Annotated in this window: 10 protein-coding genes; 7 read left to right on the forward strand and 3 right to left on the reverse strand. The window is 69.9% G+C overall.

All coding sequences use genetic code 11. From position 1 onward, the window contains the following. Window positions 1-49: 49 nt before the first annotated feature. Complete coding sequence (locus AC1DIQ_RS05985; RefSeq protein ID WP_478049640.1) at window positions 50-4,834, reverse strand: ATP-dependent helicase; 4,785 nt, start codon at window positions 4,832-4,834, stop codon at window positions 50-52. A gap of 249 nt (window positions 4,835-5,083) precedes the next feature. On the opposite strand from AC1DIQ_RS05985, the gene AC1DIQ_RS05990 reads away from it, so the two are divergent. After that, window positions 5,084-6,871, forward strand: coding sequence for an FAD-binding oxidoreductase (locus tag AC1DIQ_RS05990; RefSeq protein WP_478049641.1), 1,788 nt, complete (start codon window positions 5,084-5,086; stop codon window positions 6,869-6,871). Window positions 6,872-6,889: 18 nt separating this feature from the next. Here the strand turns inward: AC1DIQ_RS05990 and AC1DIQ_RS05995 are convergent, their stop codons facing one another. Next, entirely contained in the window at window positions 6,890-8,083 is a 1,194-nt protein-coding gene (locus tag AC1DIQ_RS05995; RefSeq protein WP_478049642.1) for a pyridoxal phosphate-dependent aminotransferase, read from the reverse strand. Further along, window positions 8,080-10,755, reverse strand: coding sequence for a TonB-dependent receptor plug domain-containing protein (locus tag AC1DIQ_RS06000; protein ID WP_478049643.1), 2,676 nt, complete (start codon window positions 10,753-10,755; stop codon window positions 8,080-8,082). The genes AC1DIQ_RS05995 and AC1DIQ_RS06000 overlap by 4 nt, the downstream gene beginning before the upstream one ends. Before the next feature lie 421 nt (window positions 10,756-11,176). On the opposite strand from AC1DIQ_RS06000, the gene AC1DIQ_RS06005 reads away from it, so the two are divergent. From AC1DIQ_RS06005 to AC1DIQ_RS06030, 6 genes are all read left to right on the forward strand, one after another. Continuing rightward, the gene (locus AC1DIQ_RS06005) at window positions 11,177-13,069 is read left to right on the forward strand and encodes a DUF885 domain-containing protein (RefSeq protein WP_461769929.1); all 1,893 of its coding nucleotides are present in this window, start codon (window positions 11,177-11,179) and stop codon (window positions 13,067-13,069) included. 155 nt (window positions 13,070-13,224) lie between these two features. Beyond that, the gene (locus AC1DIQ_RS06010) at window positions 13,225-14,028 is read left to right on the forward strand and encodes a DUF2092 domain-containing protein (RefSeq protein ID WP_282260255.1); all 804 of its coding nucleotides are present in this window, start codon (window positions 13,225-13,227) and stop codon (window positions 14,026-14,028) included. A gap of 455 nt (window positions 14,029-14,483) precedes the next feature. Continuing rightward, complete coding sequence (locus tag AC1DIQ_RS06015; RefSeq protein ID WP_220668926.1) at window positions 14,484-14,633, forward strand: hypothetical protein; 150 nt, start codon at window positions 14,484-14,486, stop codon at window positions 14,631-14,633. Continuing rightward, the gene (locus AC1DIQ_RS06020) at window positions 14,630-15,448 is read left to right on the forward strand and encodes a hypothetical protein (protein WP_461769930.1); all 819 of its coding nucleotides are present in this window, start codon (window positions 14,630-14,632) and stop codon (window positions 15,446-15,448) included. The genes AC1DIQ_RS06015 and AC1DIQ_RS06020 overlap by 4 nt, the downstream gene beginning before the upstream one ends. A gap of 11 nt (window positions 15,449-15,459) precedes the next feature. Next, window positions 15,460-16,056: a lipid-binding SYLF domain-containing protein gene (locus AC1DIQ_RS06025; protein WP_461769931.1), complete on the forward strand. Its 597-nt coding sequence runs from the start codon at window positions 15,460-15,462 to the stop codon at window positions 16,054-16,056. Between the two features lie 22 nt (window positions 16,057-16,078). Then, entirely contained in the window at window positions 16,079-16,255 is a 177-nt protein-coding gene (locus AC1DIQ_RS06030; protein ID WP_167390385.1) for a hypothetical protein, read from the forward strand. The last annotated feature ends 26 nt before the right edge of the window (window positions 16,256-16,281 follow it).

Here is a 16,281-nt window from a genome sequence, read left to right on the forward strand (position 1 = left end):
CCAGCGTGTTTCTACTTAGATCGCATCAGTAAGTCTTCGCCTCCCCTGCTCATCCTTCCCAGCCGATGCCTTTTGGCGCACTGGAGAAACCGGCGGCCCGCAGCGCGTCCATCAGGCCATCGCGTCGGGCCGGCGCATCGTCGATCAGCTCCACGGTGAACGAGGTGCGCCGGCCCCGCCGCAGTGCGCTGGCCAGCGCCTGCGCCGCGGCAGCCGTCGTACCTGCCAGGGACACATCGTCCGCGTCGAAGAACGTCAGCAGCTGGCGCCCCCCCTGGGCCAGATACATCAGCAGCCGCCCGCCGCCGATCACCACCACGGCGCCGGCACGTCGCACCGGCCGGACCGCCGAGCCGTGCACCGGCCAGGGCACCACGGTGCCAAACGGATTGGCCGGGTCCACCGCAGACAACCCGATCGCCACCTCGGCAGCACCGGGCCGCAGGGCCTCGGCGACGCCACGCAGCCGATCCACGATCAGCCGGTCGGCGAACTGGGCCCCGCCCAGCCCGTCCACGAAGCGCCCGCGCAGCACCCGTCCCGCATCTTCCATGCCGCGATACACCTGTTGCAGCGCCGGGAAGCCGCCGGCGATCCCTTCGGCCATCGCGGCCCCGCGGGTCACGATGCCGTGCCGGTCCAGCAGCCCCTCGGCTAGCGCCACCGCGCGCGCCGTGTCACTGATCGCCTCACGCTGCAACAGCGACCAGCGCCCGGCCAGCGCGGGGGCCGCAAAGCTGGCGATCACCGCCGGCGCGCCGTCGGCCAAGGGCGTGTCGTGCATCGGGATGCCACGGACGCGTCGACCGCGCCGCGAGGCGCGCGCGACCCGCGGCCGTGGCGCGCGGCCACCGGCAATGCCACGCAGCGGCGCCCACAGATCCGTGGTCAGGTGCCCCGACCAGGCCAGGCCCCACAAGGCATCGTGCAGCTGCGCGGCGGTGATCTCCATGGGCGGGCTGCCGGCCCGCGCCCCGTGCGTGCCCACCGCAGTGACCAGCTGGCGCGCGAAGTAAGCGCCACCGTCGGCCAGCGCCTGCAGCAGCGCGTCCTGCAGCGGCGACAGCGCGGTTGCCACCGCCAACGCGGGCAGCGTTTCTGCCGCGAATTCCTGCAGGTGCAGCGAGACCAGTCCGTCCTCCTCGCCGAGCCGCCCGTGCCCGGCCCACACCACGGTGCCCGTAGCGAGCAGCTCATCGAGCATCGCCGGCGCGTAATCGACCACGCGCGCAGGCAGGATCTGCTGTTCCCACACCGACGCCGGCAGCGCCACGCCCGCCAGCAGGTCCACCACGCGCAGCACGCCGTCGATGCCCTCCAGCGCACCCGGCCCGCGGTGAGTGATGCCACGTGCAGCCTGTTCGGCATCGGCCAGCAGCCCATGCCGCTCCAGCAACAACAGGGCATAGGCGTCGCGCGTGACCGGCCGGGTCGCCTCGCGTGCCGCCTGCAGCGAGCGCACCCGCAGCCGACGGAACACCGCCTCACCCACCCATTCGTGACGGGCCAGCGGCGCCGGCTCGGCGGCCGCGCCGACGGCCTCGGCATCGCGACGCGCCACACCGAAACGACCCTTGAGCAGCTTGCCCTGCGTCTCCAGCTGCGTGAGTGCCGCATCGGCCACGGCCACGCCCACTCCGAACGCGGCCGCCACCTCGGCCGTGGTGAACGGCGCATGGGTACGCGCATATCGGCCCAGCAGCTCGCCCAGCGGGTCCGATGAGGCCTGCAGGAAGGTCTCGGGGATGCCGCGCGGAAGGGTGACCCCCAGCGCATCGCGAAGGCGCGCGGCATCTTCGATGGCCGCCCAGTGCAGGCGGCCGGCGATCTGGACCTGGATCGCACGCCGCTCGGCGGCGAGATCGTGCAGATGCCCGGCAGGATCGTCATCGACCCGCCGCAGCGCCATCGCTTCATCGGTGAGCGGGCCCAGTTCGCGCAGCAGATCGGCCGCCCCTTCCTTGCCGCGTGCCTGGCGGTCGGGCGCCAGGCGCTGCAGCTCGCTGCCCACCTGCTCCACCACGCCCGCATCCAGCAGTTCGCCCAGATCGACCTGGCCGAGCAGATCGCCCAACAGGCCGCTGTCCAGTGACAGCACCGACGCGCGTCGCTCGGCCAGCGGCACATCGGTGCCGTACATGAACTCGGCGACATAGCCGAACAGCAGGTTCGCCGCGAACGGCGACGGCACCTCGGTGGTGACATCGGCGATCGCCACGCGGCCGTCGGTGAGCCGCTGCATCAGCACGCCCAGCGCATCGAGATCGTAGACGTCCTGCAGGCATTCACGTGCGGTCTCGATCAGGATCGGGAACCCGGGGTAGCCCTGCGCGATGGCCAGCAGTTCACCGGCGCGCAGGCGCTGCTGCCACAGCGGCGAACGACGACCCGGCGTGCGCCGCGGCAGCAACAGCGCGCGTGCGGCACATTCGCGGAAGCGCGCGGCGAACAGGGCCGAGCCGCCCACGGCGCGCGTCACGTCGCTGCGCAGCCGCTCCGGCTCGAACAGGAACAGCTCCGCGCCCGGCAGGCGCCCCTCCGCGTCGGGCAGCCGCGCGATGATGCCGTCGTCGCTGGCCACCACCGCCGGATCCACGCCCCAGCGTTCGCGGATGCGCGCGGCCACCGCCAGCGCCCAGGGATCGTGTACGCGCCGCCCATAGGGGGAATGCAGCATCAGCCGCCAGTCACCGGCCTCATCGCGGCAGCGCTCCAGCACCAGCCTGCGGTCGGTGGGCAGCACGCCGGTGGCCTCACGCTGTTCGGCCAGCAGGCCGGCGATGTTGGTGATCGCGTTGTCCGCCAATCCGCAGGCCTGCAGCCGCTCCCGCAGCCCGGGCGGCATGCCCGCTTCCGCGACACCGGCATCCAGCGCGCCGATGAAGGCACCCACCGCCTCGCCCAGTTCGGCCGGGCGGCCGACGCCCTCGCCGCGCCAGAACGGCAAGCGCGCCGAGCGCCCCGGTGCGGGGGTCACCACGACCTGATCATGGGTGATCTGCTCGATCCGCCACGAGGTGGCGCCCAGGGTGATCACATCGTTGACCCGTGATTCGTGGACCATCTCCTCATCCAGTTCACCGACCCGGCGCGACCCGGCACGTTCCTCGCCTTCCGGAAGCACCACACCGAACATGCCACGGTCCGGGATGGTGCCCCCGCTGGTGACCGCCAGCTGTTTCGCGCCCGGCCGCGCGCTCAGCGCACCGGTGTCGCGGTTCCAGACCAGCCGCGGGCGGAAGCCGGCGAAATCATCGGAGGGATAGCGCCCGGCCAGCATGTCCAGGGTGGCATCGAACGCGCTGCGCGGCAGCGAACGGTACGGCGCGGCACGCCGTACGCGCGCATACCAGGCGTCCACGTCCAGTGTCTCCATCGCCGCCGCGGCCACTGTCTGCTGGGCCAGTACGTCCAGCGGGTTGCGCGGCGGATCGATCGCTTCGATCTCTCCGGCCAGCATGCGCTCCACCGCCACGGACGCATCGATCAGGTCGCGCCGCGTGCGCGGGTAGACCAGGCCGGTGGAGATGCCCCCGACCTGGTGGCTGGCCCGCCCCACCCGCTGCAGCGCGCTGGCGACCGACGGCGGCGCGGCGACCTGGATCACCAGATCGACCAGCCCCATGTCGATGCCCAGCTCCAGGCTGGAGGTGGCCACGACACAGCGCAGCTCGCCGGACTTGAGCGCCTGTTCGATCTCACGGCGCTGTTCCTTGGAGACCGAACCATGGTGCGACCGGGCGATCAGCGCGTCCGCTCCGGCGGCCCGCCCGGCGGTGCCGCCGTTGAACGACCCATAGTGCTCGGGGGCAGCCGCCGCTATCGATGCAAGCGCCGGGAGCTGGCCACGGGCGACACGGTCGGCATGCAGTTCATTCAAACGGGCAGTCAGCTTTTCGGCCACGCCCCGCGAGTTGGCGAACACGATCGTCGAACGTCGCGCCAGCACCTGGTCCAGGATGCTGGCCTCCACATGCGGCCAGATCGAGCCGACCCGGCCGGCGGACGCGGGTGCATCGGCGGCCGCAGGATGCGGCGGAATGTCGGCCATGTCCTCGACCGGCACCACGATCCGGACCTCCAGCGCCCGCTGCGACGGTGGATGAACCACGCTGACCGGCCGGTTGCCACCGAGGAACCGCGCGACCTCCTCCACCGGGCGCACCGTGGCCGAGAGCCCGATGCGCTGCGCAGGCACCTGCAACAGCGCATCCAGCCGTTCCAGACTCAACGCCAGATGGGTGCCGCGCTTGCTGCCGGCCACCGCATGGATTTCATCGATGATGACGGTATGCACCTCGCGCAACGTCTCGCGCGCCTGCGAGGTGAGCATCAGGAACAGCGATTCGGGTGTGGTGATCAGGATGTCGGGCGGACGCCGCAGCAGCCGCGCCCGCTCCGCCGGGGTGGTGTCGCCGGTCCGGATCGCGACGGACAGGGTGACCGCCGGATCGCCGCGCCGCTCGCGTTCGGCACTCACCCCCTGCAGGGGCCTCTGCAGGTTGCGCTCGACATCGGCGCCGAGCGCCTTGATCGGCGAGAGATACAGCACACGGGTGCCGCGCTTGGTGGACGTCGACGTCGCCGTCGCCGGCCGCCCACCGCCCTGCTGCTCACCGCTGCGGAACAGCTGGTCGATCGCGTGCAGGAACGCGGCCAGAGTCTTGCCCGAGCCGGTCGGCGCGATGACCAGGGTGTGCTGGCCGGCGCTGATCGCCGCCCAGGCATGGTCCTGCACTGGCGTGGGCGCAGCGAAGGCTGCCGTGAACCAATCGCGCGTGGCCGGGGTGAAGGTGGCCAGTGCGCCGGGGGCGGGGTCGTTCGAGGTGGGCATGGATCCGGATGTCGTGGGGCACTCGCCCAGCGACGGCCGCGAGCGCAATGGAACCAGACTAGGGTAAGCCGCGTCGGGCATCCGTCAATCGGCGCGGGACCGACGTGTCTCCGGTTGGCGCCGCCCGCCCCCGAGCCCCCGCCACTCGTCCCTTGATCACCGACATCCGGCCCCAGGCCAAGGCCCGCGGGCCTCTGCGGGAACACACTCGCTGGCATCAACCCCGCTACTGCCGCAGGAACGACCCTCATGAAACGACGCGATTGCCTCAAGGCCGGGCTGACCCTGCCGCTGCTGCCGATGCTGCTCAAGGCCGGCCCTGCCTTCGCAGCGACGCGTGCGAGGGTCCGGCCGGGCGCAGCAGGGTGGCCCGCTGCCGCCGAGTGGGACCGATTGTCGCGTGCCGTCGGCGGTCGGCTGTCGGTGCCGCAGTCCCCCTTCCTCGCTGATGCCGCCACCCGCACCGCGGCGCTGGAGCAGCTGCAGAATCCGTTCTTCCTCGGCGATGCGCCCGCGCTCACCCAGACCAGTGGTTACTTCGGCGCGTGGCGGTCAGTGCCGAGCGCGAAGGTGGTGGCCGCCGCCAACAGCGCCGATGTGGCCGCGGCGGTGAACTTCGCCCGCACCCACCGCCTGCGGCTGGTGGTCAAAGGCGGCGGGCACAGCTATCACGGCACCTCCTGCGCGCCGGATTCGCTGCTGGTCTGGACCCGCGCGATGAACCAGGTCGAGCTGCACGATGCTTTCGTCGCCCACAACGCCCGCGCGGGCACGGCGCCGCAGCCGGCGGTCAGCGTAGGCGCCGGGGCGATGTGGATCGATGCCTACGATGCGGTCACCACCCGCGGTGGGCGCTATGTCCAGGGCGGCGGCTGTACCTCGGTGGGCGTGACCGGCCTGGTCACCGGCGGCGGCTTCGGCAGTTTCTCCAAAGCGCATGGCACGGCCGCGGCCAGCCTGCTCGAAGCCGAAATCGTCACCTCCGACGGGCAGATCCGCACCGTCAACGCCGACAACGACCCGGACCTGTTCTGGGCCTTGAAGGGCGGCTGCGCGGCGAGTTTCGGGATCGTCACCCGGATGACGCTGCGGACCCATGACCTGCCCGATACCTTCGGCGGCGTCTCCTGCCAGATCCAGGCCAGCGACGACGCCAGCTGGCGGGCACTGGCGGTGGAGATGCTCCGCTTCTACCGCGACACGCTGTGCAACCCGCACTGGGGTGAGCAGTTCACCTTCAAGGACACGCGCCGGCTGTCGATCTCGATGGTGTTCCAGGGCCTGTCGCGCGACGCGGCCGAAGCGACCTGGACGCCGTTCCTGGACTGGATCCGCGCCCGGCCGGCCTACACCATCACCGAACCCTTGCAGGCACTGGCGATGCCGGCCAGAGACTTCTGGGACGCGGACTTTTTCCGCCAGCACGCCCCTGCCCTCATCGCCGAGGACACCCGCGACGGCGCCTCCTCCCGGCACATGCTGTGGAAGGGCGACCAGGGCCAGGTCGGCTGGTTCCTGCATGGCTACGCATCGGCCTGGTTGCCGTCGGGGCTGCTGGACGATGCGCAGCGTGAGCAGGCGGCCGCCGCGATCTGTGCGGCCGCCGATCACATGGATGTCGGCCTGCACTGCAACAAGGGCCTGTTCGGTGCGCCGGCGGCGGCGCTGGCCGCCAGCCGCGACACGGCCACCCATCCGGCGGTACTGGACGCCTTCGCGCTGGCGATCATCGGCAATGCCAGCGGGCCGGTGTATCCGGGCCTGGGGCGCACGGTGGATGAGCCCCGGGCACGGCGGGGCGCCTTGAACGTGGCGCGCGCCTACCAGGCCCTGAGCGTGGTGGCGCCCTCGGCCCCGGCCTATGTTTCAGAGAGCGACTACTTCCAGAAGGACTGGCAGCAGGCGTTCTGGGGGCCGAACTACCCCCGGCTGCAGGCCGCCAAGCGCCGCTACGATCCGCAGGGCCTGTTCGTGATCCATCACGGTGTGGGCAGTGAGGACTGGAGCGCGGACGGCTTCGAGCGCATCGGCGGCTGACGGCGCGTCGGGCAGCGTCTACGCCGCCGCCCCACCCTGGGCCTTGCCCAGCTGGGCGAGCACGCTGCGCAACGCCTGCTGCGCACGCCGGTTCTCCGCCGGCGTGCCGACGGTGATCCGCACCCAGGTGTCATACGGGGCGAACACACGGGCGATGCGCACACCCTGTTGCAGGAGCCCGGCGGCGACGGCTGCATGGGGGTGCCCGGTATCGACGAACACGAAATTGCCGGCCGCTTCGGTCGAGCGCAGGCGCAGCCCGCTCAGCACCTGCTGCCAGTGCTGCCGCTCCGCCGCCACGCTGCGCCGGACCTGGGCCACGTGGGCGGGATCGGCGAGTGCCGCCGAGGCAGCGGCCAACGACAACTGGTTCTGCGCGTGCGCGCCGCCGACGCCGCGCTGGCGCAGTGCCCCGGCGAGCGCCGCAGGCACCAGCGCATACCCGACCTGCAGCCCGGCCAGGGCATGGATCTTGCCCAGCGTGCGGAACACCACCACGTTCTGGCCCTGCCGCAGCAGGCGCACCGCGCTCAACGTGGCGGCATCCTCGCGGTAGTCGAGGTATGCCTCGTCGACGATCACCAGCGTGCGCGCCTGCGCGGCGCTCACGAAACGATCGAACTCGGCCCCGGGGCTCAGCGTGCCGGACGGGTTGTGCGGATTGACCACGAACAGCGCGCGGGTATCCGGCGCGATCGCCGCCAGCAATGCGGGCAGATCGTTCTCCAGCCGCGCGTTCAACGGCACTTCCACCGCCCGGCCGCCAAAGGGCCTGGCCGCATCCACCAGGGCGCCATACCCGGGCACGCTGTAGATGAAACCGCCCGCGCCCTGGCTCAGCGCAAGATGCTGGCCCAATGCTTCGAGCACTTCACCGACGATGACCTGTTCGGACGCGACCCCTTCCAGCGTGGCGATCTGGCTCTGCAACGCCTGCAACTGCGCGGCGCTGACATACCGCGGCGCCTCCGCCAGCGCGCGCTGTACCGCGGGCCCGACCCGAGGTGACGGGCCGTAGCTGCTTTCATTGAGGTCCAGCCGCAGCAGGTCCGTGGGGCTCCCGGCGGCCGTYACGCCTGCCGGAGCGGCCGGTGCAGCGGATCCAGCGGCCGGCGCCAGCGCGACCGCTGCGGCACTGGTCAGCCCGGCACGCAGCCAGTAGCGGCGCTGCGGATCGGCAGGCAGGTGGCCTGCAGTGGTGGAACGGGTCATTGGAAACGGGCCTCCAGGCGTGCGTAGTAGTAGGTGCCACTCCAACCGAACGGCGACAGCTCGCTGTACGGGAACACGCCAAAGGTATCCGCGCCGGAGACCTGCGGGGTGGTGGCGATGTTGCGGGTGGGATAGGTATTGAACAGATTGTTGGCGCCCAGCACCAACGTCACCGTCTCGGTCGCACGGAAGGCGATGTCCAGATCGGTGACCCAGCGCGCCTCCAGCTTCTGGATCACATCGACATTGCCAGCACTACCCGCTTCGGTCGGCAGCGTGCGGAAACGGGTCGAGCCCTGCGCAAAGGCGGCGACATTGGCCGCGCTCTGGTTGGTCGCCGCCACGCCTTCGATCTCGCCATAGCGGTGCGTGCCCAGGTGGAGGCCCCAGCGGCCGACATCCCAGCCCAGCGCGAGGGTCAGGTTGTCGCGCGGCTGGCCTTTCTCCACCCGGGTGCGCTCGGTGACATCGAACAACGGCGTGCGCACGCCGAGCGCGGTCAGCTGCGCCGGGGTCGAGGCGACATGGGTCAGCTCGGTCTTGTTGCGGTTGTACGCGATGGTCGCGGTGAGCCTGCCATGGTCCGCCAGCTCCCAACGGTAGCGCGCGGAAGCGTCCACGCCGGTGGTGCGGGTATCGGCGGCGTTGCTGAAGTAGCGCACGCTGGTCACGCCCGGTGAGCCCAGTGCGGCCAGGTAGTCACGGATCGCGGTGGACCCGGCCGCATCGACGAAGTTGCTGGAAAGAAAGATCCGGTCGTCGATGTCGATCCGGTACACATCCACCGACGCGCTCAGCCCGCCGATGCCCCAGGTGAGGCCCGCCGTGACATTGGTCGCCTGCTCCGGCTCCAGCGAGCGCGCCCCCAGGGCAAGGGCTTCCACCGTATCCACCGGTGCGGTGCGCACCAGCACGTACTCGGGCACCCCGGTCACCGCGTTGTTCAGCGTGCGGCTGCTGGTCGAACTGAAGTACTGCTGGGCCAAGGCCGGCGCATGGAAGCCGGTACTGACCGAGGCGCGCACCGCCACCCCGCCGTCGAGCTGGTAGCGCAGGGCCAGCTTGCCGTTGGTGGTACTGCCGAAATCGCTGTAGTCCTCCCAGCGCCCGGCCAGCGAGACCAGGAAGCGATCCGTCACATCGGTTTCCGCTTCGGCGTAGGCCGAGACGTTGTGACGGTGATGGTTGCCGGCGTCCGCCGGCTGGATGCCCGCGAAGCCCTGCGAGCCGATCGTCGGCACCGCGCCGGCCGAGGGGCCATCAAGCACCCGCGCCGGCCCCCAGACGTAGGAGTTCAGCTCGCCGGGCGAAATGCCGTAGGTATCGCGGCGGAACTCCGCCCCGATCGCCAGCCGCAGCGGTGCGTGCCAGCCCAGCTCGATGCTGTTGTTCGCATCCAGATTGGTGGTCCACTGCGAGGCCTCCAGCGCACCGTTGTAGAACGCGGTGGGGCTGGCCGCACCCAGCGTGGCGTTGAGCGTGTTGCGGGTGCGGTAGACCAGCTTGTTGCGGCCGTAGACGCTGCTCAGGTCCCAGTGCCAGTCGCCGAGCAGACCTTTGATGCCTGCGCCGAGCGAGGCGTTGGTGCTCTGGGTATCGACCCACGGCAGGAACCCGTCCGGGTAGATCGCGCGCACGTTCTCGACCTGGCCAGCGCGGCGCAGGGAGGCGTTGGAACTGCCCTCGCTTACCCCGTAGCCGCCGAACGCATACGCCTCCCATCCTTCCGCCCAGGCGAGCGGCTTGCGCAGGTTGCCGAACACGGTCTTTTCCACGGTGTCGGCCGAGTCGGCGAAGCGCCACAGCGCATCGCGGTCGATGCTGGCTTCGCGTGGGTCGGCCACTGCACCCGCCGCCGCGCCCCCGATCGGGGCCAGGCCGGTACCGGAGCCGAAGGTGCCCGACGGCGCCACCGGTGCACCGTTGCGGCCGATCCCGAAGTACTGCTGACGGGTATCGGGCAAGGCGCGGTTGGCGGCCTTGCGGTCACGATAGTCCCAGGTGAGGTGCAGGCCGCCGCCGTCGGCAAAGGCCACGCCGGTGTCCAGGGCGACGGCCGTGGTGCCACCACCGCCGTCGCGGGTGGTGCCGCGGCTGACCCGCCCTTCAACGCCCGCATCCTCGCGCAGCACGATGTTGATCACCCCGGCAATCGCATCGGAACCGTATTGGGCAGACGCGCCATCACGCAGCACTTCGATCCGCTCGATCGCACTCACCGGGATAGCATTGAGATCGGTCGAGACCGCGCCCTTGCCCACCGTGCCGCCGGTGTTGACCCACGCACTGGCATGCCGCCGCTTGCCGTTGACCAGCACCAGGGTCTGGTCCGGCGACAGCCCGCGCAGCGTCGCCGAGCGGATGTGGGTGTTGCCATCCGGGGTGGTCGGGTGCGGGAAATTGAACGAGGGCAACAGCGACTGCAGGATCTGGCTGATATCGGTGTAGCCGCTGCTGCGGATGTCCTGCGCGCTCAGCACATCGATCGGCACCGGCGATTCGAGCACGGTGCGGGCCTGGGTGCGGTTGCCGAGGACGATGAGCTGGTCGAGCTGGGTGACCGCCGGCGCACTTGCCACGGTCTGAGCATGGACCGGAACGGTGGTGAACAGGCTGGCAAGCACGGCGACGGACAGACGGCGACGTCGCAGCACGGTGGCGCGAGGATTCATGACAACTCCGAAGAGATCGGGCATCACGCCCGAAGAAGACGATGGAACAGCGCAGGCGGTACGTCAGCGGCGACATCGCCGTGGCAGATTCGAAGCAGGCAAGACACGTCCCCAGGTGACCCTGCGGGACATGTTGCAAACTTGTTGCAGAGCGTCAATCGGTGCGGACGCGTGCATTCGCGCCGCGGTGCGCAGGTGGGTAACGAGTGCGGGGCAAGTCACTGATTTCATTCGGCGCAGCCAACGGCGCCGCACCGATGTCCTTACTTCCGGGCATATCCAGATAGCCAACCGTGCGCGGCCGGCAGTGCCTGCACGCTGCCCGCATCTGCCCGCCTGCGCAGACATGACGATCCGCAGGTGCAGCCGCACCCGTGCAGGCGTAGCCTGCCCGCAGCCTGCCGCCAACGGAGATCGCCCTGTGATTACGACCTCGCCTGCCCGCCGTGTCCCTGTCCTGCTCGCACTGGCCATCGCAGGCGCACTGCTGCTGCCGCGAGCCGATGCACATGCGCAGGCGCCGTCCACGGTGAGCACACCGGCCACCGCCTCGTTCAACGCCCTGCTCGATGCGCAGACGATGGCTGCGATCAACGCCGATCCGGAACTGCGCACCATGCTCGGCATCAGCGACGATGCCAGCGGTGATCTGTCCGGCCAGCTGACCGACGTCTCGCTGGCCCGGCGCGAGGTCAACCGCCGCTTTCTTGTCGACAACCTGGCGCAGATCCGTGCCTGGAAAGGCGCGCCGCTGGACCCACAGCAACGCCTGAGCGACGGCCTGGCACGCTGGTTCTACCAGACCCAGATCGATCTGATGGCCGTGCCATGGGCCGCGGCGTGGTTGCCGGTCGGCGGCAGCACCTACGCGATCGACCAGTTGTTCAGCCTGCCGGTCAACCTGCCACAGTTCATGGACAACCAGCACGCGGTGACCGACGAGACCAGCGCCCGCCGCTATATTGAACGGCTGCAGGCGATGGGCACCAAGCTGGACCAGGTCCGCGCCAACGTCGACATGCAGGCCCAACAGGGCGTGGTGCCGCCGGCGGTTGCGCTGGAAGGCGCGGCCAACCAGTACCGTGCACTGCTGAAACCGGCGCCGCAGGACAGCCTGTGGGTGCTGTCGTTGCAGCGCAAGCTGGACAAGGTGCCGTCCATCCCGGCGGCCCGTCGTGCTGAACTGATCGCGCAGGCCACCGCCGCGGTGCGGGACGCGGTGAACCCGGGCTATCAACGCCTGCTCGACAACGTGCAGGCCACGTTGGCGACCCATCCCGGCAACAACGGCATGTGGGCACTGCCCGAGGGCAAGGCCTACTACGATGCCGCCCTGCGCTGGTACACCAGCACCGATCTGGATGCCGATGCCATCCACCAGATCGGCCTGCGCGAAGTGGCGCGGCTGGACACGGCGATGGATGACCGCCTGAAGCAGCTGGGCCTGCGCGAGGGCAGCGTGGCCGCCCGCATCGAAAAGCTGCGCAAGGACCCGCGCTACCTGTATGAGGACAGCGACGCTGGCCGCAGGCAGCTGATCGGCGACATCGAACAGCGCCTGCGCGCTCTCGATCCGATCCTGCCCACCTACTTCGGCCACCTGCCGACGCAGAAGCTGCTGGTGCAGCCGGTCCCTGCGCACATGCAGGCCACCTCGCCCGGCGGCTACTACTACCCACCGGCGATGGACGGCTCGCGGCCGGGCACGTTCTTCATCAACCTGGGCGACATCACCTCCAATACGCGTTGGAGCATTCCCACCCTCACCTATCACGAGGGCGCGCCGGGGCATCATTTCCAGATCTCGATCGGCCAGACCCTGACCGAGCTGCCGATGCTGCGCCGCAGCCTCAACCCGAGTGCGTTCAGCGAAGGCTGGGCGCTGTACGCCGAGCAGCTGATGGCCGAGACCGGTGTGTACCGCGACGACCCCGCCGGTGATCTGGGCCGCCTGCAGGCCGAGATGTTCCGCTCGGTGCGGCTGGTGGTCGACACCGGCCTGCATCGCAAACGATGGACGCCCGAGCAGGCCATCGCCTACATGCAGGACAAGACCGGCATGACCCCGGCGGATGTGCGTATCGAGGTCTACCGCTACCTGGTGCAGCCGGGTCAGGCCGCCTCCTACAAGATGGGCCAACTGCGGCTGCTGGAACTGCGCGAGCAGGCACGCCGGGAGCTGGGCGACCGCTTCGACATCCGTGCATTCCACGACCTGATCCTGGGCAACGGGGCCATGCCCATGACAGTGGTCAGCCAGGCCGTGGACGCCTGGATCGCCGCCGGCGGACCGGCCTCCCCCCGGACACCATGATGCCCCTGCACAGCGGCCGGCCGCTGGCCGGTGCCTGCGTATAAATACCTAGCGCGTTACCGTGTAACTCCGGTTGTCCGCCGCGTGGGCGGTGCGCAGAGTGTCAGCAGGGTCGGCCCGTCGCGCGCCCCACCGACGACACTCTGGAGACTGTCATGCCGCGCACCTCATCGGGCCTGCTGTTGGCGCTGGTCCTGGCCGGACCGCTGCTCCTGCTTCCTCCTCCGCTTGCGGCGCAGCCCGCAGCGGCCAGCGTTGATGCCCAGGCCGTAAGCGTTGATCCCCAGGCCGTACAGGCGCTCACGCGCATGGGCGCGGCCCTGCGCGCGCTGCCGCACTTCACCCTCAACGCCACCACCAGCACCGAGTATGTGCTCGACGACGGCCAGAAGATCGCCCTGCCCGGCACCGTCGCGTACCGCGTGCTGGGCCCGGACCACTTCTTCGTGGAGATACAGAGCGAGGACCAGCACCGCCAGCTGTTCTACGACGGCAAGGCGCTGACGATCTACTCGCCGCGGCTGAAGTACTACGCCACGCTGGAGGGCCTGAACAAGAGCAGCCAGGCGCTGTTGACCGAATCGGCGACGACCTATGGCATCGAGTTGCCGCTGGCCGATCTGTTCCTGTGGGGCACGCCGGCGTTTCCGACCGATCAGCTGCAGTCCGCGCTGCGCATCGGCAGCGCCCGCATCGGGGGCGAGGCCACCCAGCACTACGCCTTCCGGCAACCCGGGGTGGATTGGCAGGTCTGGATTTCCGACACGACCCACCTGCCCCGCCAGCTGGCGATCACCAGCCACAGCGATCCCGCGTTGCCCACCTACCAGGCTACGTTGAACTGGGATACGCGGCGCACGGTGACCGCCAAAGAGCTGGCGTTCGATCCCAAGGGTGCGACGAAGATCGTGTTCGTACCGGTCGCGCTGGCCGTACAGACCACTGACGGGGAGAACTGAGCATGGACCGTTCCGCTTGCCTGCGCGCCGCGCTGGCCCCGGCCCTGATGACACTGATGCTCGGCGCCGCACTGCTGCCTGCCGATGCCGGGGCGCGCCCCGGGCTGCGCGGCTTTGCCCACCCCTCGATCGCCCATGCCGGCGGCTTCGGCGGGGGTGGCATGCCCCACGGCGGCGGTGGATTCACCCCGCACCCGCCGGGGCCTGGCCCCGCCCCGCATCCCGGCCCTGGCCCGCGCCCGGAGCCGGGCCCGCATCCTGGCCCCGGTCCCGGCCCCCACCCTGCTCCGGGGCCGGGACCCGGCCCGGGACCTCATCCGCCTGGACCTGGCCCTGGCCCTGGCCCCGGGCCGCATCCGCCCGGGCCACCCCCTCCGCCGCCCCCGCCGCCGTACTGGGACCATCCCTTCTGGGATGCCGCCGCGTTCACCGCAGGCGTGGCCGTTACGTCGGCCGTGATCGGATCGATCGTCTACTCGCTGCCGGTGGACTGCAGCACGGTCGTCGTCAACGGCATCGGCTACCAGCAGTGCGACAACGCCTGGTATCAGCCGCGCTATGCGGGCACCACGGTGCAGTACATCGTCGTGGATGCGCCGCGATGAGGTGCCGGCGGCATCCGGTCTGGCTGGCGCTGCTCGCCCTGCTGGGTGCCGCGCCCCTCGCCGCGCAGCAGGCGCCGGCCGGATCGGCGTCCTCCGACGACATCGCACGCAAGCTCGCCGATCCCGGCGCGGCGCTGATCTCCGTGCCGTTCCAGTACAACTACCAGGGCTCGGTCGGGCCCGGCGGCGATGCGCACAACCAGCAGTTGAAGATCCAGCCGGTGATTCCGTTCGTCGGCGAGAACGGCAAGTTCATCCTGCGCCCGATCCTGCCGCTCAGCTGGAACCAGTTTCCGCAGGACAAGCACGGCACCGGGGACCTGTTCGTGCAGGGGTATTACATCCCCAAGACTGCAGCTGAAGCGCACGGCACCGAATTCGGCTACGGCTTCGCCGCGCTGCTGGATACCGCCTCGCACGACAGCCTCGGCACGGGAAAATACTCGCTCGGCCCGGCCTTCATCCTGGTCCACAAGACCAAGGCGTGGACCGTCGGCGCACTGGCCAATCATGTCTGGTCGGTCGGTGGCGACGGCGCCCGCGAGGACGTCAGCAGCACCAGCGTGCAGCCGTTCGTGACCCGCAATCTGCCCGATGGCTGGTCACTCAGCGTCACCTCGGAAACCAACTACAACTGGAAGGCGGCCAGCGGCGATGCCTGGACGGTGCCCCTGGGCGCCACTGTCTCCAAAGTGCTCAGGCTCGGCCATACCCCGGTCAGCATCGGTGTCGGCGGCTTCTACAACGTGGACCGGCCGCAGTACGCCAGTCGCTGGACCGGCCGGTTGATCGTGACCCTGGTCTTTCCCGAATGAGGCAGCTTCCCATGAACCGTTCTCTCCTTGCCGGCGCCGCCCTGATCCTGCTGGGCGTGGCCCCCCTCGGCTGCAGCACCTCCACGCCCACTCGCAGCGACGCACCGCCCTCCACCGAAAAGAGCGAGGCACAGAACCAGGCGCGTACCGCCACCGCCGCAGTGCTCTCGCGGCTGTATGCCGCACAGCCCGGTGCGCGCCAGGCCGTGGAGCAATCGGCGGGGTACGCGGTCTTCCGCAGCTTCGGGGTCAAGGTGTTGATTGCCGGCGGCGGCGGTGGGCATGGCGTGGCCATCGACAACCGCAGCGGGCAGGAAACCTTCATGCGCATGGTGGAGATCCAGGCCGGACTGGGCTTTGGCGCCAAGACCTTCGATCTGGTCTGGGTATTCAAGACGCCCGAGGCGTATCAGGATTTCATCACACGCGGCATCGAGATCGGCGGCCAGGCAACGTTGGCAGCGAAGGTGGACAAGGCCGGCGGTGGGCTCACCGGCGCGGTGCAGATTTCCGAGAACGTCTGGGTGTACCAGATGACCGAAAGCGGTCTGGCGGCGGAGCTGACCGTCAAAGGCACCCGCTACTACCCCGACAAGACGTTGAACTGAGCCGGCAGGCCAAGGAGTTCCCATGCATGGCCATCCGCTGGTCTGGATCGTCAGCCTGTTCGTCCTGCCCCTGGTGGCGGCGCTGGTGCTGAGCCTGTTCGTCCGCCACCGCGGCATCAGTGCCAATGCGGTGCTGGCCTGGTTCGTGATCGTCTGCTGGTGCGGCGCGCTCGGGGTGATTCTCTCGCAGGTGTGGTAACTGGTAGTGCCAGCCGCTGGCCGGCA

This window comes from Stenotrophomonas sp. 05L413 (assembly GCF_056397945.1).